Source organism: Haematospirillum sp. H4485, assembly GCF_012102745.1.
Classification (GTDB): Bacteria; Pseudomonadota; Alphaproteobacteria; order Rhodospirillales; family Rhodospirillaceae; genus Haematospirillum.
Window position 1 is genome coordinate 89,919 of record NZ_JAAVSY010000003.1, and the last position, 25,857, is coordinate 115,775.

The 25,857-nt window shown below is 56.0% G+C and carries 28 protein-coding genes and 1 pseudogene; 4 read left to right on the forward strand and 25 right to left on the reverse strand.

Annotation, left to right across the window (positions count from 1 at the left end; genetic code table 11):
• Window positions 1-13: 13 nt before the first annotated feature.
• The 3 genes from HEQ61_RS03965 to HEQ61_RS03975 all read right to left on the reverse strand — a co-directional run bounded on the left by HEQ61_RS03965 (window position 14) and on the right by HEQ61_RS03975 (window position 3,895).
• Entirely contained in the window at window positions 14-1,930 is a 1,917-nt protein-coding gene (locus tag HEQ61_RS03965) for a cobaltochelatase CobT-related protein (protein WP_168019389.1), read from the reverse strand.
• Between the two features lie 123 nt (window positions 1,931-2,053).
• Entirely contained in the window at window positions 2,054-3,046 is a 993-nt protein-coding gene (gene cobS, locus HEQ61_RS03970; protein ID WP_168019387.1) for a cobaltochelatase subunit CobS, read from the reverse strand.
• Window positions 3,047-3,127: 81 nt separating this feature from the next.
• Entirely contained in the window at window positions 3,128-3,895 is a 768-nt protein-coding gene (locus HEQ61_RS03975) for a J domain-containing protein (RefSeq protein WP_245183116.1), read from the reverse strand.
• Here HEQ61_RS03975 and HEQ61_RS03980 point away from each other — a divergent pair.
• Entirely contained in the window at window positions 3,894-4,220 is a 327-nt protein-coding gene (locus HEQ61_RS03980; protein ID WP_168019385.1) for a BolA family protein, read from the forward strand. The genes HEQ61_RS03975 and HEQ61_RS03980 overlap by 2 nt on opposite strands.
• A 4-nt stretch (window positions 4,221-4,224) precedes the next feature.
• Here HEQ61_RS03980 and HEQ61_RS03985 read toward each other — a convergent pair whose 3' ends face one another.
• The 14 genes from HEQ61_RS03985 to HEQ61_RS04050 form a co-directional block, all read right to left on the reverse strand.
• Entirely contained in the window at window positions 4,225-4,791 is a 567-nt protein-coding gene (locus HEQ61_RS03985) for a DUF2889 domain-containing protein (RefSeq protein WP_168019384.1), read from the reverse strand.
• Window positions 4,792-4,866: 75 nt separating this feature from the next.
• Complete coding sequence (locus tag HEQ61_RS03990) at window positions 4,867-5,316, reverse strand: CBS domain-containing protein (RefSeq protein ID WP_168019383.1); 450 nt, start codon at window positions 5,314-5,316, stop codon at window positions 4,867-4,869.
• 254 nt (window positions 5,317-5,570) lie between these two features.
• Entirely contained in the window at window positions 5,571-5,792 is a 222-nt protein-coding gene (locus HEQ61_RS03995; RefSeq protein WP_168019382.1) for a hypothetical protein, read from the reverse strand.
• A 142-nt stretch (window positions 5,793-5,934) separates the two neighbouring features.
• Complete coding sequence (gene rplS / locus HEQ61_RS04000; protein ID WP_066132574.1) at window positions 5,935-6,339, reverse strand: 50S ribosomal protein L19; 405 nt, start codon at window positions 6,337-6,339, stop codon at window positions 5,935-5,937.
• Window positions 6,340-6,343: 4 nt separating this feature from the next.
• Window positions 6,344-7,093 carry a tRNA (guanosine(37)-N1)-methyltransferase TrmD gene (gene trmD / locus HEQ61_RS04005; RefSeq protein ID WP_168019381.1) on the reverse strand — a complete coding sequence of 250 codons (750 nt, stop codon included), beginning with the start codon at window positions 7,091-7,093 and terminating at the stop codon, window positions 6,344-6,346.
• The gene (gene rimM, locus HEQ61_RS04010) at window positions 7,093-7,755 is read right to left on the reverse strand and encodes a ribosome maturation factor RimM (RefSeq protein ID WP_168019380.1); all 663 of its coding nucleotides are present in this window, start codon (window positions 7,753-7,755) and stop codon (window positions 7,093-7,095) included. Before rimM ends, trmD begins: the two co-directional genes overlap by 1 nt.
• A gap of 22 nt (window positions 7,756-7,777) precedes the next feature.
• Window positions 7,778-8,158, reverse strand: coding sequence for a 30S ribosomal protein S16 (gene rpsP, locus HEQ61_RS04015; RefSeq protein WP_066132565.1), 381 nt, complete (start codon window positions 8,156-8,158; stop codon window positions 7,778-7,780).
• Between the two features lie 60 nt (window positions 8,159-8,218).
• Entirely contained in the window at window positions 8,219-9,745 is a 1,527-nt protein-coding gene (gene ffh, locus HEQ61_RS04020; RefSeq protein ID WP_168019379.1) for a signal recognition particle protein, read from the reverse strand.
• Window positions 9,738-9,947, reverse strand: a complete 210-nt coding sequence (locus HEQ61_RS04025; protein WP_168019377.1) for a hypothetical protein — start codon at window positions 9,945-9,947, stop codon at window positions 9,738-9,740. The genes ffh and HEQ61_RS04025 overlap by 8 nt, the downstream gene beginning before the upstream one ends.
• A gap of 31 nt (window positions 9,948-9,978) precedes the next feature.
• Window positions 9,979-11,274 (reverse strand): HlyC/CorC family transporter, encoded by a 1,296-nt coding sequence (locus tag HEQ61_RS04030; protein ID WP_168019376.1) that lies wholly within the window; start codon window positions 11,272-11,274, stop codon window positions 9,979-9,981.
• Between the two features lie 34 nt (window positions 11,275-11,308).
• Window positions 11,309-12,460 (reverse strand): 3-dehydroquinate synthase, encoded by a 1,152-nt coding sequence (gene aroB / locus HEQ61_RS04035; RefSeq protein WP_168019375.1) that lies wholly within the window; start codon window positions 12,458-12,460, stop codon window positions 11,309-11,311.
• A complete protein-coding gene (locus HEQ61_RS04040; RefSeq protein WP_168019374.1) occupies window positions 12,457-13,041 on the reverse strand; it encodes a shikimate kinase in 585 nt (194 codons plus the stop codon). Before HEQ61_RS04040 ends, aroB begins: the two co-directional genes overlap by 4 nt.
• Before the next feature lie 414 nt (window positions 13,042-13,455).
• Window positions 13,456-14,574, reverse strand: a complete 1,119-nt coding sequence (locus HEQ61_RS04045) for a ribosome-inactivating family protein (protein ID WP_168019373.1) — start codon at window positions 14,572-14,574, stop codon at window positions 13,456-13,458.
• 108 nt (window positions 14,575-14,682) lie between these two features.
• Window positions 14,683-15,024, reverse strand: coding sequence for a hypothetical protein (locus tag HEQ61_RS04050; RefSeq protein ID WP_168019372.1), 342 nt, complete (start codon window positions 15,022-15,024; stop codon window positions 14,683-14,685).
• Between the two features lie 422 nt (window positions 15,025-15,446).
• Between HEQ61_RS04050 and HEQ61_RS04055 the strand changes: the two genes are divergently transcribed.
• Complete coding sequence (locus tag HEQ61_RS04055) at window positions 15,447-16,382, forward strand: site-specific tyrosine recombinase XerD (protein ID WP_322099183.1); 936 nt, start codon at window positions 15,447-15,449, stop codon at window positions 16,380-16,382.
• A gap of 185 nt (window positions 16,383-16,567) precedes the next feature.
• Here HEQ61_RS04055 and pssA read toward each other — a convergent pair.
• Window positions 16,568-17,266, reverse strand: a pseudogene (pssA, locus tag HEQ61_RS04060) (CDP-diacylglycerol--serine O-phosphatidyltransferase); the annotation flags it as partial.
• A gap of 2 nt (window positions 17,267-17,268) precedes the next feature.
• Entirely contained in the window at window positions 17,269-17,979 is a 711-nt protein-coding gene (locus tag HEQ61_RS04065; RefSeq protein ID WP_322099184.1) for a phosphatidylserine decarboxylase, read from the reverse strand.
• Window positions 17,980-18,205: 226 nt separating this feature from the next.
• Between HEQ61_RS04065 and HEQ61_RS04070 the strand changes: the two genes are divergently transcribed.
• Window positions 18,206-18,637 carry a hypothetical protein gene (locus HEQ61_RS04070; protein WP_168019369.1) on the forward strand — a complete coding sequence of 144 codons (432 nt, stop codon included), beginning with the start codon at window positions 18,206-18,208 and terminating at the stop codon, window positions 18,635-18,637.
• Between the two features lie 6 nt (window positions 18,638-18,643).
• Here HEQ61_RS04070 and HEQ61_RS04075 read toward each other — a convergent pair whose 3' ends face one another.
• From HEQ61_RS04075 to HEQ61_RS04085, 3 genes are all read right to left on the reverse strand, one after another.
• Window positions 18,644-19,720, reverse strand: a complete 1,077-nt coding sequence (locus HEQ61_RS04075; protein WP_168019368.1) for a LysM peptidoglycan-binding domain-containing protein — start codon at window positions 19,718-19,720, stop codon at window positions 18,644-18,646.
• 124 nt (window positions 19,721-19,844) lie between these two features.
• Window positions 19,845-20,675, reverse strand: coding sequence for a YfhO family protein (locus tag HEQ61_RS04080; protein ID WP_168019366.1), 831 nt, complete (start codon window positions 20,673-20,675; stop codon window positions 19,845-19,847).
• Between the two features lie 145 nt (window positions 20,676-20,820).
• The gene (locus tag HEQ61_RS04085; RefSeq protein ID WP_168019364.1) at window positions 20,821-21,444 is read right to left on the reverse strand and encodes an HNH endonuclease; all 624 of its coding nucleotides are present in this window, start codon (window positions 21,442-21,444) and stop codon (window positions 20,821-20,823) included.
• A gap of 86 nt (window positions 21,445-21,530) precedes the next feature.
• Here HEQ61_RS04085 and gluQRS point away from each other — a divergent pair, with 86 nt between their 5' ends.
• Window positions 21,531-22,370, forward strand: coding sequence for a tRNA glutamyl-Q(34) synthetase GluQRS (gluQRS, locus tag HEQ61_RS04090; protein WP_168019362.1), 840 nt, complete (start codon window positions 21,531-21,533; stop codon window positions 22,368-22,370).
• Here gluQRS and pgsA read toward each other — a convergent pair whose 3' ends face one another.
• The 3 genes from pgsA to folB all read right to left on the reverse strand — a co-directional run bounded on the left by pgsA (window position 22,371) and on the right by folB (window position 25,815).
• Window positions 22,371-22,967 carry a CDP-diacylglycerol--glycerol-3-phosphate 3-phosphatidyltransferase gene (gene pgsA, locus HEQ61_RS04095; RefSeq protein ID WP_168019527.1) on the reverse strand — a complete coding sequence of 199 codons (597 nt, stop codon included), beginning with the start codon at window positions 22,965-22,967 and terminating at the stop codon, window positions 22,371-22,373.
• Window positions 22,968-23,013: 46 nt separating this feature from the next.
• Window positions 23,014-24,903, reverse strand: a complete 1,890-nt coding sequence (gene uvrC / locus HEQ61_RS04100) for an excinuclease ABC subunit UvrC (RefSeq protein WP_168019360.1) — start codon at window positions 24,901-24,903, stop codon at window positions 23,014-23,016.
• Window positions 24,904-25,332: 429 nt separating this feature from the next.
• Window positions 25,333-25,815, reverse strand: a complete 483-nt coding sequence (gene folB, locus HEQ61_RS04105; RefSeq protein ID WP_168019358.1) for a dihydroneopterin aldolase — start codon at window positions 25,813-25,815, stop codon at window positions 25,333-25,335.
• Between the last annotated feature and the right edge of the window lie 42 nt (window positions 25,816-25,857).

Genomic DNA, 25,857 nt, shown 5'->3' on the forward strand with positions numbered 1-25,857 from the left:
CCGGGTGTGCCATTCAGGGTCTTCGCTGTTTTCCGGCGTGGTGCCTCCGCTCTCCCTGTTGAGAGGTGTCAAACAGGGCTGAAACTTGCTTCAGTACGGCCCCTCCAAGCTCTTCTGCATCCATAAGGGTTATGGCGCGGCGATAGTAGCGGGTGACGTCATGCCCAATGCCAATTGCGAGCAGGTTAATCGGGCTGCGGTTCTCGATCCAGGTGATGACGCTGCGGAGGTGCTGTTCCAGATAGGTTCCGGGATTTGCGGACAGGGTCGAGTCATCAACGGGAGCGCCATCCGATATAACCATCAGGATACGGCGTTGCTCCGGGCGGCCAATAAGCCTCTGATGGGCCCATAGAAGGGCCTCGCCATCGATATTCTCCTTCAGAATTCCTTCCTTCAGCATCAGGCCAAGGTTACGGCGTGCCCGTCGCCATGGTGTATCCGCACTTTTGTAGATGATATGGCGTATATCATTCAGGCGTCCGGGGTTGGCTGGTTTGCCATTTTGCGTCCACGCTTCGCGCGCTTTTCCGCCTTTCCATTGGCTGGTTGTGAATCCCAGAATCTCCACTTTGACGCCACAGCGTTCCAATGTTCTGGCCAGAATGTCAGCGCTCATGGCGGCAACCGTGATCGGGCGTCCGCGCATGGAGCCGGAATTATCAATCAGCAGGGTTACAACGGTGTCACGAAACGTGGCGTCACGTTCCTGCTTGTACGACAGGGACAGCGCTGGGTTGGCAACAACGCGGGCCAGGCGGGCTGAGTCAAGGATACCTTCTTCCAGATCAAAGTCCCATTCCCGCAGCTGTTGTGCCATCAGACGCCGTTGCAGACGATTGGCCAGGCGCGCCACAACTCCGCGCAGGTGATTCAATTGCTGGTCCAGCTGAAAGCGAAGACGGGCCAGTTCCTCGGGGTCGCACAGTTCATCGGCACTGCGGATCTGGTCGAATTCTGTCGTATAGACGTGGTATTTTTCGTCTGCAGGTCTATTGTGCCCCGGCCCCGGTGGATGTGTCTGTGATGGTGCAGACACCTCTTCCTCAAGCAGAGAGGCTCCGGAACTTTCCGTCTCTGTCTCCTGCTCTGCGGGGGTTGTATCCCCGGTTTCCAGGCTGTCGCTGGACTGATCCCCTGTGTCTTCTGCTGTGGAATCCGGGTTCTGTGCATCTGCCCCTTGGTCAGCGGAGGACTGCTGGTTCTTGTCCTGCGTGTCAGATTCAAGAGATGCTCCGTCTTCTTCTTGATCCCTGTTGTCGTCTGCTTCAATGCCAAGATCATCCAGAAGCTTGCGTATGGTGGCCGCATATTGCTTCTGATCTGTCAGGCTGTTTTTAAGAATATCCAGCCAGTTATCCAGGGGACCGAGGGATTCCGTACAGAGATCGAGGATGTATTGTTCTGACGTACTGGAGGGAACAATACCAAGATGGCGGTGGAAGGCTGCATGCACCAGATCAGCCATCGCGATGCTTCCGGGGTCAGTGACAGAGCAAAGCTCTTCAGCACTGAGCCTGGCTTCTGTTGCTGCGGCCAGATTCAGGGCTGTTCCGGGCAGGCGTATGGCACCAAGAGCCTCGACCCTTGCCTGTTCCAGGGCATTGTAAACAGACCGGGCATCTTGTCCCTGTGGCATCCGTCTTGCGTGCACGGATGGATCATGATGGCGCAGCTTCAGGGCAATGGCATCGGCCATACCGCGCAGACTTGCTCTGTGGTCAGGGTTGTCTGATGCTGGGGAAGAGGGGAGTGGCAGGCGGACCTGGTCATGAAAGATCCCTGCTGCAGGTGTGATGCCATGTGCATTGACCGGCGTATAACTGACCAGAAGTTCGGACCGGCCGCTTAGAGCGCGTACACAGGCTGCTGTTGCACGCTTGAGGGTCTCGACGGGGGTTTCCTGGCCATCAAGAGGTTTATTCGACATGCGGGCCCGGTGGTCCCCTCCTGCCGAAGATGGCGCGGGAGGATGCGGGCGAGGTGGCGGTTCAGTCATCAGGCAATCTCGACGCACGACAGGAGGGAGAACCCGTTTGATCCTGTTTATTTTTCAGGGCTGGGGTACAACAGCGCGAAGGGCCGAGGACGGCAGCTCTTCGCCAAAGCAGCGCTGATAGTATTCTGCCACGACAGGCCGTTCCGCTTCATCACACCTGTTCAGGAATGTGACGCGGAATGCGTAGGGTATACTACTGAATATGCAAGCATTTTCTGCCCACGTCAGAACCGAGCGCGGGCTCATGACGGTGGAGATATCTCCTGCTATGAAGCCGGCCCGTGTCAGGTCAGCAACAGAAACCATCTGGGATATGGTTCTGCGTCCGGTTGCGCTGTCATATTCTGGCATTCTAGACACCATGATTGCCACTTCGGCATCGTGTTCCAGGTAGTTCAGGGTTGCCACGATATTCCAGCGGTCCATCTGCCCTTGGTTGATCTGCTGGGTTCCGTGATAGAGCCCCGTGGTATCCCCCAAGCCGATGGTGTTGGCCGTTGCAAAAAGGCGGAAGGCCTTGTGTGGACGGATGACCCGGTTCTGATCCAGAAGGGTCAGCTTGCCTTCCACTTCCAGTACTCTCTGAATGACAAACATGACATCCGGACGGCCGGCATCATATTCATCAAAAACCAAGGCACAGGGATGTTGAAGCGCCCACGGCAGGAGACCTTCGCGGAATTCTGTGACCTGTTTACCGTCGCGCAGCACAATGGCGTCTTTTCCGATCAAATCAATACGACTGACGTGGCTGTCCAGGTTGATCCGAATGCATGGCCAGTTCAGCCGGGCGGCCACCTGTTCAATATGGGTTGATTTCCCGGTGCCATGATACCCTTGGATCATGACCCGCCTGTTGTGGTGAAATCCGGCCAGTATGGCCAACGTTGTGTCGTGGTCGAAGCAGTACCCCGGGTCTAGGTCGGGAACGTGGTCCGAGGAGGTGCTGAAGGCCGGAACCTGCATGTCACTGTCAATACCGAAGACCTCACGGACAGACAGTGTCCGGTCGGGAAGATCGGGCAGGGGGGCCTTGGAAAGATCCATCGGGGAAAGTCTCCGGTCACATGGCGTTATAAGAGGGGAGAAGAAGGCGTGGGAAGTGAGGGCACAGGCAGGAGGATAATCCTATCCCGGAGCCTTGAGTCCAGCGAGAAGGGTATGATAGGCATCACTAATGGTTTTGAATCGCTCTTCGGCGTCCGGGTCATCATGATTCAGGTCCGGGTGGTGTTCCTTGACCAGCGCCCGATAACGAGTCCGCAGTTCATTGATGTCAAGCGGAAGGTGCAGGCTCAGCGTCTCCAAGGCTTTTCTTTCTTCTGGATTATCAGGCTGTGGTTTGTGGCCATTTCTGTGCCATCGGCTTCGTCCCGCCTCGGCTTCGTCCCGTTCAGGGTCAAAGAAACCAAAGTGGTCGCGGAAGCGTGCGGAACCATTGCGATCTGCACCTCCCCCCAGTGTTCCAAGCTTCCAGGTTGGTCTTTGCCACGTGTAATCCTTGCGGATTTCATCCTCCAGCTCTTGGGGGCTCATATTCTCATAGTAATTCCATTGCCGATTGTAGCTGCGAACATGGTCCAAGCACAACCAGATATAATCTGTCAGCCCACGGTCACGCGGTGCCCGATATTCCCCCTGCTGCGAGCAACCGGGCATCGCGCAGGCATGCGTCTCCGGGCCGCTTGCAGTGCGTGTGCGGCCAAAAGGGTCAAACGGATCAGGGGCGCCCGGGGCCCCGTTTTCGGGCTTTCTGTTACGCATGCAACCACTATAGACAGCCATTTTCCTTTCAGGCAAGCTGCAGGCCGTGGTCCGTGCCGGAAGGTTGACCTTCGTTTGCCATCCAGCCAGTTTCTCCAGCTTTTCTTTGCCTTTTCTGTTGTGGTGTTTCATGACCTTTCGCGACCGCATACACAGCAAGCTGACTGTGGCCCTGTCTCCGGTTTTTCTGGACATCAGGGATGATTCCGCGCGTCATGCCGGTCATGCAGACCGGATTGCCGCGCTGGCTGAACGGGGTGCCGGCGCAGGGCATGCGCCCTTGGACGATAGGGGCGAGACGCACTTTACGGTAACTGTTGTGTCGGCTGCATTTGAGGGGAAAAGCCGCGTGGAGCGCCAGCGCTTGGTTTATGCCCTGCTTGCTGACGAATTGCGGGAACGTGTTCATGCCCTTTCGATAATGGCCCGTACACCTGCTGAGGCATCCACCCTCTAGATTCCTAGCTGTTTCCCGGTGGCGTGTCTGTTTGCGGCCATTCCCGGGCAGCAACGCTTCCTTCTGCTCTCAGAGCGTAGCAGCTGTCCATCAGTGCCGGGGGAAGAGAGCGTTTCTGGTGTGCAGGTTGCTCGGGATCCACTCGTGCAGACATGATTGTTTGAATAGCGGTTGTTGCCAAGGGACGCAGTAGCTCTGTCAGATGGGTACAGCCGCATGGGCCTTGCAGAAGGCTGCGAACATGTTTCTCAAACCCCTTTCCGATTGTTAGGCCTTCCAGCTTTTTGTACGCCGATGCAATGTTCGGACATTCGTGGAATGGAGCGTGTTGAGTTACGGCCTGTGCCCCGTGAATAAGAAGGCTGCTGTCGATAGTCAGGCGTATCGTCATGCCGTGAAGTGGTTCTCCGGCTTTGATTGTGCCTCTGTCGCGATTGGAGAAATCATAGGTTTTTGTGTCGTGCAGGCTGGCCTCGACATCCCACAGGCCATCTTGGCGCAGGTATCCCAGACATTCGATACGACGTGTATGGATCAGGGACCGTGGGGTGTCAGCGGGGCATGAGGGCATATCAGATGTCCAGTATCGGTAGGTGGTGGAGTGGAGATCCCAAGGTATATCTCCCTCCACCGCCGGATACAGGGATCAGCCCCCGGTTCCGTAACCATCACCGCCGATATAGCTCTCGCAGCTCTTGATGGTACTTTCAAGTTCACCTTGCACAACAGCGTATAAATCCCGCACGGACACGATACCCACTGCATTTCCACGATCATCAACCACCGGAAGATGGCGGTATTTGTGTTGTCGCATCATATGCAGGGCGTCCTGTGCCTGGTCGCCAGGCCGAAGGGTATCCGGATCTGCCGTCATGACATCACCGACCTTCGTGTGGTCAGGATCCAGCTGTGCAGCTACAACACGTTTTGTGATGTCCTGCTCTGTCATAATACCTTTCAGGCGTGTGCCTTCGGTAATCATGACAGCAGCAACACCTTTCTCCGCCATCAGGCGTGCTGCGTCGCGTACAGAGAGAGAGGAGGATACGGTAGCCAGCGTTTGTTCGTTGATAACATCAGGTACGATTCTGGGCATGGACTTGTCTCTCCATCTTGTTTCCTGTCTCCGCTTCGCCTGATGGCGATGGTGTACGGGGACAGGATCCGTGCCTTGATGTGCAATCATAGAGGGATAAGTGGTCAGGCCACAACACTAACATTTCATCCGAAATGTGTGTTCGCACGGAACAAGCGCCAGCATACGATTTATGTGTCGCAGCAGGCTAGATTGCAGATGGACTGCGTTCTTCGATTATTTTTCCGGGACAGAGATTCCAACACCTAGGTAGGTCAAACCCAATCCAGGTTAAAGGCGCTGACAATGTCGTTATTATCTTCATCCTGTTCTTCGGATGTTTCTGCCAGAACAGGTGTGGTCGCAAAAACGTGGGCCCGTGACAGCAAGCTTGCGCTGACCACGATATTGGACACCAAGTATTGGTTCCCGTTATGGGCCGGGCTGACAAGGATTGCCGGGCTGTCTTCCGGCCATTCTGCAATTATTTGAGCCATAGAAACACCTTTCCCTGCCGGCCGAACAAACCGCCGGTATGCATAGAGACAATCGTGATTATCAGGAAAGCAGCCCCCGGGAGTTTTTTGACTCCCGGAGTCTCCTGTTTTTCCCGGGATTATCCGGGAAGGCTACGGGGTATCAACCCTTGGCAGCCTCGGCCTCAGCCTCGCGAGCCTTTACGTTGGCTGCGATGTCTTCGGCAATACGTGCCGCACGACCGCGACGGTCACGCAGATAGTACAGTTTTGCCCGGCGCACCTTGCCGCGGCGAACCAGTTCGATACGATCAACAGCAGGCGCATACAGGGGGAACACACGTTCCACGCCTTCCCCGAAAGAAATCTTCCGAACGGTAAAGTTGGAGTTGATGCCTGCATTCTTGCGTGCGATCACAACGCCCTCGTACGCCTGCAGGCGTTCACGGGTGCCTTCGACCACCTTTACATACACGCGAACGGTGTCGCCCGGGGTAAAGGCCGGAATCTTCTTGCCTTCGGTCAGTTTGGCAATCTGTTCCTGGTCAAGTTGCTCAATAATGTTCATGGAACTAACCCTCTTGCTCTTGCTTCTGTGCACAATACCGTTCCCACAAATCAGGACGGCGGTGCCGGGTAATGTATTCCGACTGAACGAGCCGCCATTGGGCAACCCGCGCATGGTGCCCCGAAAGCAGAACCTCCGGGACAACCCGGCCTTTCCAGTCGGCAGGCCGGGTATAGAGTGGGTACTCCAAGAGCCCCCGCTCGAAACTTTCTTCTTCCAGCGACTCCGCTTTCCCAACGACGCCGGGTAACAAGCGAACAACGGCGTCAACCAAGGCCATGGCCGCAGTTTCGCCCCCGGTCAGGACAAAGTCACCCAAGCTGACTTCCTCCATGTCCCAAGCATCTATCACCCTTTGGTCTACCCCCTCATACCGTCCGCACAGGAGCGTGAGGGAAGGCTCAGCGGCCAGTTCCTTGGCCAGAGCCTGATTCAGGAGCTTTCCCCTGGGTGACAGGTACAGAAGGCGCCCGGGGCGAGGCTTTACGGCCCCAAGGGCAGCATCAATGACATCGGGTTTCATAACCATGCCGGCCCCCCCACCAAAGGGGGTGTCGTCCACCGAGCGGTGTTTATCGCTCGCGAAGGCGCGGATGTCCACTGTTTCCAGAGACCACACTTCATCCGTCATGGCCTTTCCGAGAAGAGAAAGTCCCAGAGGCCCCGGAAACATCTCGGGAAAGAGGGTCAGAATCCGGACAGAAAAAGGAGCCTGATTGCCCTTCGCATGCGCAGCATCAGCACCCGCATCCATCAATGCCAGTCCTCTTCGGGCCACTCATCCGTGCGAATCACGGACTCGTTATCACGAATCGGGGGCTTCTTTTTCACTCGTGGGGGCTGGTCCCGGGAATCGGCGGCCGGAGCTACCGGAGCCTCCAGAAGTCCGGGGACAGGATTAATAACGATGCGCCCTGAGGCAATATCGACGGTTGGCACAGTTTTATGGGTAAACGGGATCATGGCTGCCCCACCCGTGTCGCCTCGAATCTCAAGGATATCTCCGGCACCAAAATCATACAGGGCGCCAACAGTTCCAACCTTGGTGCCATTGGGGAAGAAAACGGGCAGACCAAGCAAGTCAGAGTGGTAGAATTCTTCTTCGTGATCCGGACAGGGCAGGGCATCACGGTCGACGTACAGCCTCTGCCCTTTCAGAGCATCGACAGCTGAACGATCATTGACGCCCTCGATTCGGCATAGAATCGAGCCTTTTGCCCTGCCGGTGATTTCCAGGTCAAAAACCCGGGAACCGCTGAGGTCGGTCAGGGGGCCATAGGCCCCCAGGTCTTCGGGCGTTGCTGTAAAGGATTTGACCTTCACAAGCCCACGTACGCCATGTGCGCCCACGATGACACCAACACATATACGTTGGTTGGATTCATCGTTAGCGGAATGCACAGGTTCCCGGATCATGACCGCAAAATCCTCGGCCGTCTTATTCAGAGGCGGCTTCAGCAGCAGCGGCTTCGGCAGCAGCCTTGGCGCGCTCTTCAGCCATGCGCAGGCGTTCCTGAGCCTTGGCACGGGGCTGGTTCTTCTTGGTCTGAGCCGGGATGGCAGGGGTCTTCACAACGCCGGCCAGGCCAAGGATACGCTCGACACGGTCGGATGGAACAGCGCCCTTTGCAATCCATTGCCGGGTTACTTCATCCTGCACGCGGATGCGATCTGGGTGATCGGCAGGGAGCCTGGGGTCATAGGTGCCGATCTTCTCGATGAAGCGGCCATCACGTGGTGCGCGGGAATCAGCAACAACAATGCGGTAGAACGGCTTTTTCTTGGCACCACCACGGGCCAGGCGAATACGAAGGGACATATGTGTTTCCTCAAGACAGTTGATACGGGGTTGTGCTGGTGTGCATAACCCAAGTAAACCTCAGCGTTTCTTGCCACCTTTACGTGACATGGAATGCAGAAGATCAGGGGGAAGCTTCCCCGGTAGCCCGGGCATTGCGCCCGGAAATCCCGGCGGGAGCCCACCGGAGAATTGAGACAGATCAGGAAGCGCATTGGCTTGGCCGGTCGGATCAGCTTCAGCAGGCAGTGAACCTTTGCCGAACAGGCCACCAAGGGCCCCCATCAGGCCTTTCTTGCCCCCCATTTTCCGCATCTGCTTCATCATGTCCGCCATTTGCTGATACTGCTTCAGCAGGCGATTGACATCAGCGACGGTAACCCCGGCTCCGGCCGCAATGCGCCGTTTCCGGCTTGCTTTCAGAAGGTCTGGTTTGTGCCGTTCCGTCGGGGTCATGGAGAGGATAATGGCTTCCTGCCGGGCAACCATGGTGTCGCTGATGTTGGCATTCTCGATTTGCTTTTTCATTTTTGAGATGCCGGGCATCAGGCCAAGAAGGCCCTTGACGTCTCCCATCTTCCGGATCTGGCGGATTTGGCCCAGCATGTCGGCCAGGTCGAACTTGCCCTCCATCATCCGGGCGGCCAGTTTCTCGGCTTCGTCCTGGTCCAGTGATATGGCAGCTTTCTCGACCAAGGCCACAACATCGCCCATTCCCAGAATGCGGGAGGCGATGCGATCCGGGTGGAAATCATCCAAGGCATCGAGTTTTTCACCGACACCGATCAGTTTGATGGGGCAGCCAGTGACCGCACGCATTGAAAGGGCTGCCCCCCCGCGGGAGTCCCCGTCCATGCGGGTCAGGACAATGCCCGTAACGCCAACCTTTTCATTGAATTCGCGGGCCAGGGTAACGGCGTCCTGGCCAATCATGGCGTCTGTGACCAGAAGTGTCTCTGCCGGTGTTGTTATGTCCCGGACGGCAGCGACTTCAGCCATCAGCTCACTGTCAATGTGCAGCCTGCCGGCAGTATCAAGTATTACAACATCATAACCGCCCTTGCGGGCCTCGCTCATGGCCCGTGTTGCAATCGCTACCGGCATTTCGCCGACGATGACCGGCAGGGTGTCAACGCCGGTCTGTTCGCCCAGAATGCCAAGCTGCTGTTGCGCTGCCGGACGATACACATCCAGCGAGGCAAGCAGGACTTTTTTTCGCTCACGGGTCTTGAGACGCAGGGCAATTTTCGCCGATGTCGTTGTTTTACCTGATCCCTGCAGGCCAACCATTAAAATGGGCACGGGCGGTGTGCGGTGGATGTTCAGGCCATTGTCGCCTTTACCACCCCCAAGCATGTCAACAAGGGCGTCGTTGACAATCTTGACAACCATTTGCCCAAGGGTAACAGAGCGAATTACCTCTTGTCCGATCGCCCGTTCCTGTACGGCAGTAATGAAATCCTTGACGACGGGGAGGGCGACATCCGCCTCCAGAAGCGCGACTCGAACCTCCCGCATTGCATCAAGAACATCCTTCTCGCCAAGCGCACCGCGCCCGCGAAGTTTGTCAAAGATGGTTCCCAAGCGTTGCGACAGGCTGTCAAACATTCTTCTTTCCGTATCCTTTTTCCCGCTCTACCCCGTGTTCCCGGTTATGCTGGAGGATCTTCCTGTTGAACAACAGGAAACGCGCCAGTGCGCGTATCTTCGCGGACTGGCGGACCCCCTCGGGAGGAAAAGGAACCCGAAGCAGAGAGAAACCGGTATTTTCCGGTCCGGGCTTCATACGCTGTACAACCCGGTAAGTCAAGATTTCGCGTTATCCACAGACGTGGGCGCTGTTACCCATGGCCTGAATCCGGTTTGGCGGGCTTGTCCGGGGTCATGCGGACCAGCACGATCTGGTTCCGCTGCCGTTCAACAACTTCGAAGCGGAAGCCATGGAACCGGAATACCTGGCCTTGTTCCGGTATGGACCGGGTTTCATGCAGCAGAAGCCCGGCCAGGGTTGCCGCTTCTTCATCCGGCAGGGACCAGTCAAACTGACGGTTCAGGTCGCGGATAGTAACATCACCGTTGATCAGCCAGGTTCCACCCTCTTCCTGACAGATGCCGTAGGCGGGTTCATCGTGTTCGTCTGCAATGTCGCCGACGATTTCTTCCAGGATATCCTCCAGGGTCACAATGCCTTGCAGGGCGCCGTATTCATCGACAACAAGGGCAAAGTGCTCCCGGCGCTGGCGAAAGGCTTGCAGCTGGTCCAGAAGGTTGGTGGAATCCGGTATAAACCAGGGGCTGGATGCAATATCGTCGAGCCTGAGCTGGCTGGGGGTGTTGAAATTGGCCCGTACGGCCCGCAGCAGGTCCTTTGCGTGCAGGATACCAATAATATTGTCCGGGCGCTCGCGCCAGAGCGGAATCCGTGTATGCGGACTGGTCAATACTTGGTCAACGATGACATCGACCGGTTGGTCTGCATCGATCGTCATAAGATTGCGCCGGTGTACCATAATCTCGCTGACTTCGACGTCAGCCAGGTCCAGAACGCTTTTCAGCATGGCGCGTTCGTGCCGGACATCGTGATCCTGGCTGGCTATGGCCTCGGTGTGCAGGTCAATCGCTCCCCGTAGTTCGGCCAGCAGAAGGTCTGCGGACTGATGACCCGCCGAGCTGGCGCCGAAAAAGCGCAGGGTCAGGCTGACGACGGCCTGTAGCAAGCTGACAATCGGGTGAAGAAGCCAGACAAGGATGCTCATGATACGGGCCACGCGCAGGGCTGTTACCGTGGTGTGCATCAAGGCCAGCGTTTTGGGCAGGATTTCCCCGAAAATAAGCAGCAAGGTTGTCATGACAGCTGTGGCATAGGCAACGCCGGCGTCACCGAACAGGTTGATCATGATGCTGGTTGCCAAGGCAGAAGCAAGAATATTGACCAGGTTGTTGCCCAGTAAAATAGTGCCGATCAGGCGTTCCCGCTTTCCCAGCAAGCGGTTTACAAGACCGGCCCGGGGGTCATTGTCTTCTTTTTCCAAGGCATGCATCAGGGGGCGTGATGCGGCGGTCAGGGCTGTTTCCGAACAGGAAAACAGGGCCGAAAGCAGCAAAAGAAACAGGATAATGGTCAAGGTTGTAATCATGGTCTATGCCCGCGCGGGCCTTTCCAGTCTGTTCTCAGGGGCCGGTAACAGTACTTCGGGCAGAGGTCAGCGCCTGTTTCAGGATACCCGAAACATCGGCAGGCACAACATCCCGGCACAGGAAAGCCTGCCCAATTCCACGTGACAAGACGAACGCCACGGTGCCGTCCTTGGCTTTCTTGTCTGATGCCATGTACTCAACAAGGCGGTCTGCATCCAGCGGGTGTCCCTCATGGTGGGGTGGAGCTACCGGCAAGCCAAGTGCCCGGAAGTGATGGCGGATCCTGTCAGCGTCTGCAGGTTGGCACAGCCCCATGTGTGCCGAGAGGTCAAAGGCCATAACCATGCCAATCGCTACAGCTTCGCCATGCAGCAGGGTGCCGTCATAGCTGTATGCACGCTCCAGGGCATGACCGAATGTATGCCCAAGATTCAGGAGGGCGCGTACACCGCGTTCGCGTTCGTCTGCCCCGACAAGTCTGGCCTTGGCCACGCAGCTGGTATGGATGGCTTGTGCCAGTGCCGCTGTATCCAGTGACAGCACAGCAGGCCCATTGTCTTCCAGCCAGTGCCAGAATGTGGCATCGTCGATCAGCCCGTATTTGGCAACTTCGGCATAGCCGGCCAGACGCTCCCGTGCAGGCAAAGTGGACAAGGTTTCAGTATCCGTAATGACTCTGAGCGGTTGGTGGAAGGCCCCGACCAGGTTCTTTCCGTGCGCGGTGTTGATGCCCGTTTTACCCCCTACGGAACTGTCAACCTGGGCCAGCAGGGTCGTTGGGATCTGAACGAAATCAATGCCTCGAAGCAAGGTTGCGGCAGCAAACCCGGCTATGTCGCCGACAACGCCACCTCCCAAGGCTATGACCAGGGAAGAGCGCTCGCAGTGGTTGGCGAGCATTTGTTCCTGCAAGGTTTGCAGGATCTTGAACGTTTTACTGTGCTCACCGGGGGGCAGAATGGCCCGCCCGGTACGAAAGCCGCTCTCTGTCAGGCTGCGTTGCAGGGTATCCAGGTAAAGGGGAGCAACATTCTGATCTGTTACAATAAAGGCGTGGCGCCCCTTGGTTATTTCAGCAATCAACCGGCCTGCCTGCGCCAGAAGCCCGTGACCAATCAGGATATCGTAGGACCGTGGACCAAGATCAACAGTCAAATGACGGTACATTTCCGGGGCAGGCATCATTCAGAATCCGTGACAGAGCCGTGGGTGAAGTGGGCAAGTGCCCTGCGAATGCGGCGACAGGTCATGCCAGGAGACTCGTCCTTGGCCTCGATGACGATGTCAGCGCTGGCGTATATGGGATAGCGTTCTCGTATCAGGCGTTCCAGTGTTTCCTGCAGATTGCCTTGGTTCAGAAGCGGGCGGTGCATACGCCCTGTGGTGCGTGAAACCAGTAGATCCAGCTCTGCCCGCAGCCATATTGACACCGCACGATGAGTGATGAGGTCGCGTGTTTCCTCGGCCAGGAAGGCCCCGCCGCCTGTTGCCAGAACGCACGGTGCACCATTCAGGAGGCGTGCAATTACTTTGGCCTCTCCGGCCCGGAAATCCTCTTCACCAAACCGTGAGAACAGATCGTTTATGGTGCAGCCGGCCGCTTTTTCCACTTCGGCATCAGAGTCATGAAAGGGTAGGCTCAGCTGCTTGGCCAGTCTTCTCCCAACGACGCTTTTCCCGGCTCCCATCAAGCCAACAAGAACCAAGCTGCGTGATGGGGGGTGACAGTTTGAGGGAGAGGTGGCTTGGTTTGGGTCGTGCGACATTGAGAAAGTTTGTATTCTTCACTGAGAGTTCTGCATTGTTTCCGGGTTTGCGGCGGAGGGCAAGGGGCAACCGCACCGGGCATGCATGCCAGCAGCCAATGGAAGGCAGGCTGTTTCACGCATTGACTCCATTGTAGCCTACAGTTGCTTTCCTTGAGGTGGCATTCAGTGCTGCTGCGTTGCAATGACTTGGGTACAGGAGTGTTCCGGCTTAATTTCATGCTGATGGTTCTCAAGCTATTATGGATGTGAAAACGCCACGGAGATATCCCGTGGTGTTTTCTTTTTAATAAGTCTGTGGCCCACCGGATTCTTTGTCACTATGAGGTCAAGTGACTGTGTTCGACTTTAGGCAATCTGATCCTGGAGCGTCATTGCCAATGACTGTGAGGTAGGTTTGCTTCCTCAGTAAGTCTAGAGCGCTGATTCCAGAACAGCATATCCAGTCCTGCGATCGAAGAATGTGCTGCCAATTTGCAGGAGAAGCTTCTCGCATTCGCCTTTTAATTCCAAGGGAGGCGCTTCAAGAGGGCTTACGTCACGCCGTTGGCGACGTGAACAACTGCCTGCTTCCGGAACGACCCATCGTGGGGTTAGCGCAACCGCCAAAATAGCCCCCCAGCTTTGCAGATGGTTGCTGATGTCCTGCAGGCTTGAAGTAACCCAGATTCTCGGCTCGTCCGAGGGACGTCGCCGCCCCCTGAGTTCCATCCTCTGGGATATGCTGTCAGAGTCCGTATCACTACTGTGTAGCGATGTCCTTGAGCCAAACTCCGTTAGACTTCTCCAGTTATTTGTAATAACAGCAGCCCGATAATCGACGGTCCATGAATGTCCTTCATCGAGGCGCGCGGCATGTATCCTGTTTGAAATATCATGGAAACGCACCCCTTCAAAATAGGCGACAACGATGCGCAGGAGTGACATGGCTACTTCTGCATCGGCCTCCTGATCATGCGGTGTTCCATCATACTCAGACAGAATCACAACAGACTGTCTTAAAGTGCGCATGGACATTCTGATGCTATTGGGCTGGAGGCCATCGTATTGATCATGGCTTTGCCCGTATCGAGAAAGTCCTGCTACCCGTTCGATATCTGGATAATCATAAGAAAATGGCAGATCGACAGTTCTTGTGTTGGGCCAAGTCTCCGTTGATATCACTGAGTCCCTGGAACCCGGACGCGGTTCACGCATTCTGAAAAAAACACGCCTTCCCGGTGCTCCATTAATGAAGCCCAGAACGTAAAGATCCCTGTCACGAACAACCAAGCTTACAGAATTCCCTATCGGGGTTCTGTTATCTCTGTCCAGATTAATGAAATCTACTAAAGACCGACCATTGCTGATGCGCGTAAATCGCAATGCCCCGGGGGAGTAGGGAGGTATCCGTGATCCCGCCAGGTAGGATGATGCGGCACCTTCTGCGGTTTCCCCCGTTAATGCTGAACGCAATCCATTGATTTCGTCGAGATAAGTGTGACGGTCGGTAGATGATGATGCATGGCGTAGATAGACAACGTGTGGCTTCATTTGCGCAGCTGCAGGCAGCGATAAAAAGCCAAAAATGATCGCGGATAGAATTACACAGAATGCGTTTCTATATCTATTTACCATACTGTACACAGTCATATGTAAATCTCAATCAGAAAGAAGAGTTAAGCTTTTTATAGTCTGTTTTTCGCAGTCACTGTCATAATCGGCTTCGCCGCGTACTTTTATTCCTGTAGCCAGGGCCAAGGAGAGCATCTTATGCATGCCTTTTGTGCCGGAATAATCAATGTTTCTTGTTGTTGTGCCGTAGTTAAAGTCCTTTCCATTAGTTGATCCTGCTGTAGAGAAGTGGAGATCATAGTTGTCGTGAACTTTTACCAAGGTGACCCTTGCATTATCAAAGCACACAGCAGGACCTTTAGCTTCCGCGTCGTTGTTCATCGTGAATGAGATAAAAATAGCGGACATGATGGCTATGTTTTTTTTCATCTTTTTTCATTCCGTAACGTAAAAAAACAGAAACGAAAAGATACACATATGTACACCCGTATGTGAATATCATAATGATATGATTATGATGAATTTTTCTCATTTCTAGTGAAGTGCATTGTGCCCTGCGGGGAGCAGGCGGAAAAAGTGAGTAGGCGTGCAGAGCCTGACCGTCTAGACTGTCGTGGTCTTGCGCGTAGGTGGGCTATAGGCGTGCGTTGTATTATGGAAGAGTATGGTGATGCGTTTTCTTTTGGCTGTTTTGTTTTTGTCTTTGGTGGGTGGTGCAGTTTTCCTGGCTACATGGGATATGCCTCCCCCGCGTGTTTCTTTCGAAAAGGTTGTGCGCTCTGAACGCGTGACGGGGTAGGCATGTGGGCAACCTTTTTTGTCTGACCTGTATCTGTGGGGGAAAATAAGGAGTGGGCGCGCAAGGTTTGCACCACGTTGAATCTTTTCTGGAAATGATGGCGGTAGAACGCGGCGCAAGCCTGCGGACGCTGGAGGCTTATCGTCGGGATTTGCTGGATTTGGCTGAATATTGCCCGCATGTGAATGTGGCGGCTTTGTCTGAGGCTGATCTGCGCTGCTATGTCCGTTCCCTGGATGAACGGGCGATGTCTCCGCGCACGGCGTCACGTCGTCTTTCAACGTTGCGTCAGTTTTTTGGTTTTCTTCTGGTGGAAGACATCAGGAGAGATGATCCAACCACAAATCTTGACAATCCCCGCCTAGGGCGCATGTTGCCCCGGTTCTTGTCCGAGGAAGAGGTTTCACGTCTTCTGGATGCCGCCCGGATGTCTTCCGGTTTTGCAGGGATACGGAGCACGGCCCTTCTCGAGATTCTTTACGCTACCGGCATTCGTGTGTCAGAGCTCGTCGGTCTTCCGCTTGCTGCTGTTGCGCGGGATCAGGAAAGCCTGCGGGTGATGGGAAAAGGATCGCGGGAGCGTCTTGTCCCCCTTACACGGTCAGCGCGCAGTGCTATCCGGGATTGGCTGCCTGTGCGTGAGCATGATCTGCAGAAAGTAAAGAAAGACAGCCGCTGGCTTTTTCCCTCTACAGGAAAGAGCGGGCACCTGACCCGCGATGGCTTTTTCCGTATCCTGCGTGAAATCACAAAGACAGCGGGTATAGACCCGGCCCGTGTATCACCTCATGTTCTGCGGCATTCGTTTGCGACCCATCTTCTGGCCCGTGATGCTGATTTGCGGAGCGTGCAGCAGATGCTGGGGCATCGGGACATCGCAACAACCGAGATCTATACCCATGTGATGGAACAGCGCCTGCACGACGTCGTGATCCGTGCCCATCCCCTTGCCCGCAAAGCGGCAGACTCAGCAAATGACAAGACCTGAGCCTGCTTTGCGGACGGGGGTGGCATAGAGGATTTTCAGTGCAGGGGGCGTTCTGTCCTCTGCTGCACGTCTTGTTCCGGATCCTCCGGGTTCGTGTGGTTGCTGTCTGCTATCTCGTTTGCGTTTCCTGTTCGCGCGCGCCTTTCAAGGCGCAGGAAGGATGAGCGCGCAAAAGGAATGCTTCCCAGATAAATCAGTCCCACTATGCCCAATGTTGACCATGGTTCTGTCACCAGGAATGTTGCCAGCAGGCCGATCCCGATCATGAAAGGCAGAACCCAGCGGGTTGGAATGCGGAACCGTTTCATGGAATAGGTCGGGATCCGGCTGACCATCAGAAATGATACGCCAAGCATGTACGGGCCAACCAGCCATGGGCTGGAAAACACACCGCCCTCGAATTCAAACGACATGACCATGGGCAGGACGCCAAGGAAGGCCGCTGCCGGAGCCGGGGTACCAACAAAGTAGTTGTGTGCATACGATGGCAGGTCCGGTTCGCCCAGCATGGTGTTGAACCGTGCCAGACGCAAGGCCATGCACAGGGCAAAAAGGACACATATGGCCCATCCGATGCCACCGGCGCTGCTCATGCTCCACATATACAGCAGAACAGCTGGTGCAACGCCGAAGCTGACCACATCTGAAAGGCTGTCCAGTTCGGCCCCGAATTTGGATGTGGACTGCAGCATCCGGGCCACGCGACCGTCTATGCCGTCAAAGACAGCAGCAAAGAATATGGCAATCACAGCATGACCGAATTCACCGCGCAGGCCGTAGCGTATGGAGGTTAGTCCTGCAGACAGGGCCAGCAGAGTAATCAGGTTCGGCAGCATTTTGTTGAACGACAGGCTTTGCAGGCGTGCCGTATGATGCAGCGGCATGATTATACAGCCTTTCCTTCACGGGCTGGTTCGTCTGTTGTCAGATCGGCCAGCACGGTTTCACCAGACACGCAAACCTGGCCAAGGATCACCAAAGGGTTAATGCCGGGAGGCAGGTAAATATCCAGACGTGAGCCAAAGCGGATCAGGCCAAAACGATCACCGGTCTGGCAAGCCTGGCCTTCATGAACATCGCAGCGAATGCGCCGTGCAATCAGCCCGGCAATCTGCACGACACCATATTCCCGGCCATCGGGCAGGGCGATGCGCAGCCCGTTGCGCTCGTTATCTTCACTGGCCTTGTCCAGTGTGGCGTTGACGAATCGTCCCGGCTTGTAAATCACAGAGCGTATTTCACCCGCGCATGGGATCCGGTTTACGTGGCAGTCAAACACGCTCATGAAGACGGATATGCGTGTGACCGCTGTATCACCCAATCCCAGTTCAGGGGGGGGGACCATTTCCCCGATCATTTGTACCACACCGCTGGCCGGGCTGATCATAAGTCCGGGGCGTGTCGGCACATAGCGTACTGGATCGCGGAAGAAGAAAAAACACCATGCTGTACCAACCAGGCCGATCAGGCCACCAAGCCACCCTGTCAGCAGGTACAGGACAAGGGCCAGAGCTGCGAAGACGGCAAGAAAACGAGGCCCCTCCTCATGCAGAGGGGGCATCAGGAAGCGGCTCCAGGGGACGTCGACAGATTTCACGATCAACCTTCTTGCAATGGACAACACAGCACCGCAAGCAACCAAGGGTACCTATGCGGCCCGGCCAGAATAGACCTCTCTTGTCATGATAGGAAGTACAGTGTTTCCCGGCAGTGAATCTGGTCGTTTGAGCGTAGCCCTCTTCTGTCGGGGATGCCATCATGGGCTTGTGGGGCCGGAGGTCTCCCTATCCGATCCGGGTCCCTGGTTACAGGAGAGGTGTAGCGTGAGCGTTTCCATCCTGCATCACGAAGAGGCTCTGAGCCTGAAGTCGCTGTCCTTTGACGAAGAGGGTTCGGTTTCGCGCCGCCGGACCATTGGTCCTCTTGACTTCTCTTTTTCCAGTCACGGGCTGACGTGGAGTTGTCGTTTCCTTGAGAAGCAGGGGCGGGCTCGTCTGACAATGGCAACCAGCATCTGCTCGGTTCCGGGGCGCCCGGAGCGGATGGAGGCGATTGCAGCCCTGATCCGGGCTGCAAAAACGGCTGGCCTGCACTTTACCATCCAGGAGGGGCATGTGCTCCTTTTTGATCACCATCCCCTGTCGATACCTGTAACGCCCGTGCGTCTTCTGACTGCCCTGACGAAGAAGGTCTTGGTCTGCAAGCCATGGGCCATTGCGCTACAAGATGCGGCCTCCGGTGCCCTGTTCCGCTGAAGGCGGTCAGGATTCTTTGCTGCGGGATGATGGAACCACAAAGATCTGACCTGGGTAAATCAGGTCAGGATCCCGGATTTGACCACGGTTCGCATCGTAGATAACGGTGTAGGCCAGTCCATCGCCATACGCACGGCGAGCCAGTCGCCACAGACTGTTTCCTTCCTGTACGATAACGCGGCGGCCTTCGGGCATGGAGTCCATCTCTATCCTTTGGAAGGGCAGCTCGATACGGGCTTTGACCGCTCCCTTGTCATCCACAAAGTCGGCTCGCAGAGTGTGATCACCCAAGGCGGCTTTCTGTTCCGGGCGGATACGCCATATTCCTGCTTCCCGTGACTGAGCCTCGCCTGCCGGGTTGTTGTCCAGATACAGGCGGATCAGCCCCGGTCCGGATGAGCGGCCAGACACTGCAAGGGTGCCGTTCCGGTCGTAATCAATGGTATCAAGAGAGAGAAGGCTCCCCTCTGGAAGGGGCGCGGCACCTTGCAACAAGGTACTTTCACCGGTCTTCTGGTCGGAACGCACAGCCAGTGTCCGCGTGCCTTTGTGTTCCGGCACAACCAGTATCACAACATCGCGTGACGGAATATCCGTCCCATTCTGGTCTGTGGCTCTCAATGTCAGCTCGCGGGAGCCTGGTGGCAGAGGTTGATCCGGAAGGAAGACCCATTCACCGCGTGCGTCTGTGATGACTTTGCCCAGTTCCCGCATGCCGTCCATCACAACAACTGTGCTACCCACCGGTGCCCGTCCGGCAATGACGGTATTGCCTTCGGGGTCAATGCGTACAACGTCAAACGATGCTTCCCGGGTTGCATACATTGTCGGGGCAGGCATGGATGGGGGGATGTCTGTCCCGGGCGTTGGCAGAACAGCTTGCACATCGGTTGATGGTCTCTGGATTGCGGGGGTTGCGACAGACAGGGGGGCAACCGTATTGCCTTCGTACGTTATCCAGGCCAGAAGCGCGGCTGTTCCTGCAAGCCCAACCCCGACGGCGACAAGGAACAACGGCTTGCGGAACAAGGGCACGGCACCACGTGCGGCCTTGGTGGCTGTCTGGTTTTTCTTTGCTGTCATGTCCGCAAGTCCAATGTCTGGCGCAAACTGTCTCGGTGGAGTGGTCTGCTCTTTATGCCTGAAGATGCACCGTACGGCAAATGTTCCCGCTCAATCATGCAAGGCTATGTGGTGAAAAATCCATCTATGGGTTGCGGTTTGCAAGGGCCAGAATGCATCCGGCCATAACAGGGATCGAAGCAAGAAGAGCGGCCCATAAGGGCTTGGCCCACACAGGACCGGGCATGCGGCGTGCCGTTGGGCCGGCAAAAAGACCAAGCCCTGTAATCAGGAGGGGGAGGATGGATCCGGGCCACCGTGCTCCCAGCCCTTGCGCCAGGCCAAGAAGAGCGCCACCTCCACCAAGAATCGCCGATGATGACAGCCCTGTTCCTAGCGGACTGGCCAGAACAAGAACGCCAGCTGTAGCTGCAGCCAAGGCAAAGGCCGGTCCTGTCACCGGCTCTGCCTTGATAACCGAGGCGATCAGCCCGATGCCAATGGCAAGGACCAAGAGAATGGACAGCCCCTGTGTGCTGCGTTCGGGTTTGTGATGAAGATCAAGGCCAAGCAGCGTTGTAACCCAGACCATCGTTAAAAGGATGCAGCCCACCATGAGTTCCATGCGCGTTACCGGTCCGGCTGGAAGACGGGTCGGGAAGCCGAAAGCGGCCCAGATACACACCGCAGCAAATAAAAGAATGAACGGAACGCGCAGCCATCGGCGGGCATCGGTGCTGTCCAGCACGATACCCGCCAAGGCTCCCCCCAAGGCAACATGTGCCGTTTGCTCAAGAAGTCCTTCCGTACTGAAAGAGAACCCTGACATCCAGGCCCAGCTGGCAAGAAAACCGGCGGGAATGCCGCTGGCTGCCAAGGCTTGACCATGGCCGGGACCTCCGGTCATCCGAATGATACACGAGACAGTCACGGCTAGGCCGAAAGCAAAGGATACGGGTGCAATCAGGTCATTCATTTGGTCTTCTGGGATCGGTTGTTCGAAAGGCTGCTCCAGAGTCCGGGGCACGGCTTTGAAGAGGGGGATTGTCTGTGATATCTGCTCTGGTCAAAGGCGCATGCACCCCCGATACACAACAGATCCAAGATATCCGGGAAGGAGATTACCCGGTTTCCAGTTCGCTGTCCCAGTAAAGATAGTCACGCCAGCTTTCGTGCAGCCAGTTGTGTGGAAAAATCCGACCGATATCCCGAAGCTGGTGACTGGACGGGCGGAACGGTTCACGTATCAGGGGCATGTAGGCTTCCGAGGGAGTCCGGTTGGCTTTGCGGAGATTGCAGCACCCGCACGCAGCCACCACATTGATCCAGTTCGTCCGCCCTCCGCGAGAGCGGGGAATAACATGATCGAAAGTCAGATCGTGTGTTGGAAGTCGTCGTCCGCAGTACTGACAGCGGAACTGGTCGCGCAGGAAAACATTGAAGCGGGTGAAGGCGGGGTTTCGGGCGGGGGGGGCGTAGTCTTTAAGGGCTATGACACTGGGGAGTCGGAATTCTACGGATGGCGATCGAACAACCCTGTCATATTCCGATATTACATTGACCCGTCCCAGAAACACGGCCCTGACGGCATCCTGCCAAGACCACAGGGAGAGCGGGAAGTAACTCAAGGGCCTGAAATCAGCATTCAGGACCAAGGCCGGGGATTTTTCGAGCGTTGCCAGCAAGGTCGTTCCCCTCTTGCTTTGGGAACGGGGCTGTGCGATGTCCGTTCCCGATGCTCCCATGGTGCGCGTCTTGTCTGTTCTTGTCAAAGCCCTGGGGTGGGTTGCTGTTGACGGGACATGTCAGCCCGCAATCCCCGGAAAACAAAATGCCTGATGTTACCCGCTTTGCCCCCAGTCCTACGGGCTATCTCCACTTGGGCCATGTTTTTTCCGCGTGTTATGCCTGCCGGCAGGCGGGTCCCGGTGGGCGATTCCTGCTGCGGATTGAGGACATTGATCAAACACGCTGTCAGGACAGGTATGCAAACGCCCTGATTGATGATCTGGCGTGGCTTGGATTGTCTTGGGAGCATCCCGTCCGTTACCAGTCGCAGCATCTTGGTACATACAGTCTTGCCTTGGGACAGCTTGAAAATCAGGGGCTGATTTACCCTTGTTTCTGTACCCGTTCCGATATTATGCGGGAAGTGGGGGATATTCACCGTGCTCCCCATGGTCCTTATGGCCTTTTATACCCGGGGACATGCCGCTCCTTGCCGCGTCATGAGTCTGAGCGGCGTCGGGAATCAGGGGTTCCATATGCCTTGCGGCTGGATATGCAAGCGGCTCTGAGCCGGACTGGCTCTCTCAGCTGGAGAGACGGCAGCCGGGGTCTTGTCGGGGTGCCAACGGATGGACTTGGCGATGTTGTCCTGGCACGCAAGGATACGCCGACCAGCTATCATCTTGCTGTTACCCTGGATGATGCTTTGCAGGGTGTGACATTGGTAACGCGGGGCGAGGACCTGTTTCAGGCCACCCATGTCCACCGTATCCTGCAGGCGCTTCTGGAGCTTCCGGTCCCGCAGTATCACCATCACCCCCTTCTGTTGGATCCGCAGGGGCGGCGCTATGCCAAGCGCGACCGGTCTGTCACGATACGATCCCTCAGGGCAGCCGGGGCCACCCCTCAGGATATTCTGGCCATGATCGACCGGAAGGGGTGATCAGGTTTCCGTTGCGCGTACCGTGTTTTTATCATGCGTTGGTGTCTGATCCATGTGGTGCAGTCCGGCACGAAGGTAATCCCACCCGGTTACAGCTGTCAGAAGGGCGGCAATCCAGAGCAGGACCGTTCCGATATGTTCTGCCGGTAACCAGGATGGCGCAGCTGATCCCACCAGCAGAACCGGCAGGGCAACCATCTGAACGCCGGTCTTCCACTTGGCCAAGTTGGTCACGGGCAATCCCACCTTGGCTTCAGCCAGAAATTCCCGCAAGCCTGACACCAGAATCTCCCGACACAGGATAACCAGCGCCGGGAGAACACCCCATGCATCGATCCGGTGAAAAGCAACCAGCATCATCAGGACAGAAGCAACCAGAAGCTTGTCGGCAATCGGGTCCAGGAAACGTCCCAGACTGGACACCTGTTGCCATCGGCGCGCCAGCCAGCCATCCAGAAAATCGGATATTCCGGCCAAGGAGAACAGCCCGAGGGCAATCCAGCGCATGGTTGGTGAATCAAGGTAAAACGTGGCAACCAGCAACGGGATTGCCACAATGCGGAACAATGTCAGCAGGTTTGGCAGGCTGGACACGATGCAAGAAGCTCCCCGGAGCATGGACAATGAAACAATCCGGCACAGTTTAGCGGCCGGGATGGAAGTAACCATAGATTTTTTTTGCCAGCGCCTGGCTTATTCCCTCTACAGCAGATAAATCACTGATGCCGGCTGCGGCTATGCCACGTGCTGAACCAAACGCGTTTAAAAGGGCTTTTTTACGGCGAGGACCAATGCCTGGCAGATTGTCCAGGGTTGAGGTACCGATCGCCCGTGATCGTTTTGCCCTGTGTGTGCCGTTGGCAAAGCGATGCGCTTCATCCCGCAGTCTTTGCAGGAAGTAATGTACTGGATGGGATGGTGGCAGGGTAAACGGCTCCCGTCCGGGTTGGTGATAGGTTTCACGTCCGGCATTCCGGTCCGGACCTTTGGCAATACAGATCAGGTGGACGTTGTTGATGTTCAGGCTTTCCAGAACGCCCAAGGCGGCATTCATCTGTCCGGCACCGCCATCAACCAGGATAACATCTGGATAGGTACTGCCTTCGTTATCCCCAGCCTTGCCACGGCGAAAGCGTCGGGCAAGAACTTCCCGCATCATGCCAAAGTCATCGCCGGGTGTTATGTTGTCTCCACGAATGGAGAATGTGCGATAAGCCTGTCGCACAAAGCCTTCCGGTCCTGCGACAATCATACCGCCTACAGCGTGGGTACCCTGGATATGGGCATTGTCATATACCTCAATGCGTTCCGGCGGAGCAGGAAGGGCAAAAACTGTGGCCATCTCCTGAAGAAGAGTGCGCTGGGCCGATGTTTCGGCCATGCGCCTTCCCAAAGCTTCCCGGGCGTTGGTCAGAGTGTGTTCAACGGCCTTCATTTTGCTGCCACGGCGCGGAATGCGTACATCAACCCTGTGTTCGCATCGCAAACGCAGGGCATGCTCGAGTGTTGTGTGATCCAGTACATCTTCTGACAGCAGTACCAAGGGGGGAGGTTGGTGGGTTGCGTAGAACTGTCCGACAAAGGCCTCCAGTATGGCGCCGGATTTGTCTTCGAACGCATGATATGGAAAATAGGCCCGGTTGCCCCAGTTCTGCCCACCCCGGAAAAAGAAAACCTGGATACAGGTTTGTCCACCAGCCTGGTACAAGGCGATGACATCGGCATCGGCCAGTCCTTCGACATTAATATCTTGGTGTGCCTGAACCTGCGACAAGGCTTTCAGCCGGTCGCGCAAACGGGCGGCCTGCTCAAACTCCAGTGCTTCGGCATGAGCTTCCATGTGTTGCACAAGCTGCTGGCGAATTTCGGTGCTGCGACCTGACAGGAAAGACCGGGCCTGGTCCAGCAATGTTGCATACTCGCTCTGTTCGACGTGGTTGACGCATGGTGCGCAGCATCGCCGTATCTGGTGTAAAAGGCAGGGGCGGCTGCGGTTGGCAAAAACCGAGTCTGTACAGGTACGGAGCAGAAATGCCTTTTGCAGGATGGACAAGGTCTCGGTGACAGCTCCGGCTGATGCAAAGGGACCAAAATATTCCCCGGGAAGGTCGCGTGCTCCGCGGTGTTTGACCAGCCTGGGAAAGTCATGCCCACTCGTGATGACAACATAGGGGAAGGATTTGTCATCGCGTAGCAGGATATTGAAGCGTGGTTTCAGCTTTTTGATCAGGTTGGATTCCAGAAGCAGGGCTTCGGCTTCGGTATGTGTGGTCACAATGTCCATGGACATTGTTTCCCGTACCATCCGTTGCAGGCGCAAGGACAGGGATTCTGGTCGCGTATAGGCGACAACCCGTTTCTTCAGGCTTTTGGCTTTCCCAACGTACAGGACCACTCCCTGCTCATCCAGCATCCGGTATACGCCCGGAGAGTCCGGAAGGGTCTTCAGGACAGAGCGTATCAACGCCTCGCCGCGCATGGCTTCTGGTGCGGTGTCATGGTTGTCTGATGGAGAGGGTGGGCGCTTGCTCATGGTATGTTCTATCGCACGGGGGTCCCTGATCCGTCAAAGGCCCACGGTGGGCTGACATGGACTCTCTTTTCCGGCTGTCCACGGAATCTGTGGATAAAGTCGTGCATGATATGGGTGCTCTATCCTGAGTCCCCCGTAACGCCTTACTATCAAGCCATTTGCCTAAAAAATAGGCAAATTTTCTGTTTAATGATGGAGGGAAGCTTCAGGCGATACTGGAATACCTTACGATCTGAAACGGCCTTGGTGTTGATAACGTACGGCAAGAGTAGGAGTAAGTGTGTGGATATCCTGTTTGCGTAATTATCCTGTTTTACAAAGAAAGTCAGTATAGCCACCTGTTTGAGACGTCGTGCTATTTTATCCACAACCATGAGGCGCCACCATGATCATGAATGGTCCTTTCCGGGCGGTTGTTCAACAGCAGTCTCAGGGAGGAAGGAGGTGGCTCAGCCGTTCAATTTCCACCCCGACAATGGCATCGGGGATTACATCCAGCTTTTCGATGCGCACCCGGGCCGAGCGGATCCGGCGATCCTGCAGGCAAATGTCGGCAATGCGGGTTGCCATGGTCTCCACTAGGTTGACATGACCGTCATGGGCAACGGACCGGACACAGTGGCAAATGTGTTCGTAACAGACCACTCCGGCCAGGTCATCATGTTGTGTTCCTGGCTGCTCCAGAACCCCAAGGTCAACATTGACACGGACCCGCTGGGGAGCTGTGTGTTCGTGTTTGTAGACGCCGATCAGGCACGATACGATCATGTCGCGTACGAAGACGTGGCGGATCCTGTGCGATGCATTGGCAATGGATGGTATGACAGGCTTTATTGGCGCAAGAACGGGGCCAGAGGGGTGGTCTGTATGGTCTACGGGGCCCGGTTCGGGCTTGGCTAGCCGTGTGGTCATTAAAAACAGTACTCCGGGTACGGAACGGGAATCAAAAGAGCC